The organism is Mesorhizobium sp. M2A.F.Ca.ET.067.02.1.1, assembly GCF_004023285.1.
Taxonomy (GTDB): Bacteria; Pseudomonadota; Alphaproteobacteria; order Rhizobiales; family Rhizobiaceae; genus Mesorhizobium.
Window position 1 is genome coordinate 1 of record NZ_RZSB01001125.1, and the last position, 1,296, is coordinate 1,296.

2 protein-coding genes are annotated in these 1,296 nt (G+C 63.7%); one reads left to right on the top strand and one right to left on the bottom strand.

Annotated features, from left to right (window positions below):
• Positions 1-30: 30 nt before the first annotated feature.
• On the bottom strand, positions 31-705 hold the full coding sequence (locus tag EOA28_RS36045) for an alpha/beta hydrolase (protein WP_095818525.1): 675 nt from the start codon (positions 703-705) through the stop codon (positions 31-33).
• A 267-nt stretch (positions 706-972) separates the two neighbouring features.
• On the opposite strand from EOA28_RS36045, the gene EOA28_RS36050 reads away from it, so the two are divergent.
• A partial coding sequence (locus EOA28_RS36050) for an aminotransferase class V-fold PLP-dependent enzyme (RefSeq protein WP_128315856.1) occupies positions 973-1,296 on the top strand: 324 nt, incomplete at its 3' end.

Here is a 1,296-nt window from a genome sequence, read left to right on the forward strand (position 1 = left end):
ATAAGGGACCCGGGCTGGCACTCTTCGGGCTTAGCGCAGCCGCTTCGGCCGAGGATCCGCGAGCTCGCCGGCGAGGCGCCGGTCGAGATAGTCAGCGCATTCGTGGATCAGCAACTCGGCGTCATTGGCGAAGAAATGGTTGGCGCCGGGCAGCGTCTTCTGGGTGATGGTGATGCCCTTTTGGGTGTGCAGCTTGTCGACAAGCCCCTGCACGTCCTTGGGCGGCGCCACCTTGTCGGCATCCCCATGGATGATCAGGCCGGATGACGGGCAAGGCGCCAGGAAGGAGAAATCATAGGTGTTGGGCTGCGGCGCCACCGAGATGAAGCCCTCGATCTCCGGCCGGCGCATCAGAAGCTGCATGCCGATCCACGAGCCGAAGGAATAGCCGGCGACCCAGCAGCTTTTCGAATCCGGATGCAGGGACTGCACCCAGTCGAGCGCCGCGGCCGCGTCCGACAATTCACCGGTGCCGTGGTCGAACTCGCCCTGGCTGCGGCCGATACCGCGGAAATTGAAGCGCAGCACAGTGAAATCGCGCTTTTGGAACATGTAGAAGAGGTCGTAGACGATCTTGTTGTTCATCGTGCCGCCGAATTGCGGGTGCGGATGCAGCACGATGGCGATCGGGGCGCTCTTTTCCTTCGAGGGCTGGTAGCGTCCCTCCAGGCGACCAGCCGGACCGGCGAAAATGACCTCAGGCATAAAATACTCCACGTGGCATATGAATGCGCTAGCCCGGAACTCTTTCGGCCCTAACTGTCCTGCGGCCCCAAACCTTCTGTGGCCTTGACGCCGGGCGAGCGTCTTCCTAGAAGCTAGTTTAGAATTGTTCAAAACTGGGAGGCCGAAACCCGATGGTCCGGCCGCCCGCGCCGCAAGCCGGGTAAATAGGACGGCTTGCCTTGCAATTTCAAGGAAATAACGCGCTATCCTCGCGGGATAGTTGGCGGAAGGACGAACTGAGCGAAAATGGCCGCAACCCGCGCCTATCTCGACTACAACGCCAGCGCGCCGCTCCTTGCGGAAGCGCGGGCGGCGATGGTCGCCGCGCTCGATGCCGCCAACCCGTCATCGGTTCACACCGAGGGCCGCGCCGCGCGCCGGCTGGTCGAGGACGCGCGCCGCGACGTGGCGCGGCTGGTCAACGCCAGGTCCGAGCATGTCGTGTTCACCTCCGGCGCCACCGAAGCCGCCTCGACGCTGCTTACGCCGGACTGGCAGATGGGGCGCGGCGCCATCCGCATGAGCCATCTCTACGTTTCGGCGGCCGACCATCCCTGCATCCTCAATGGC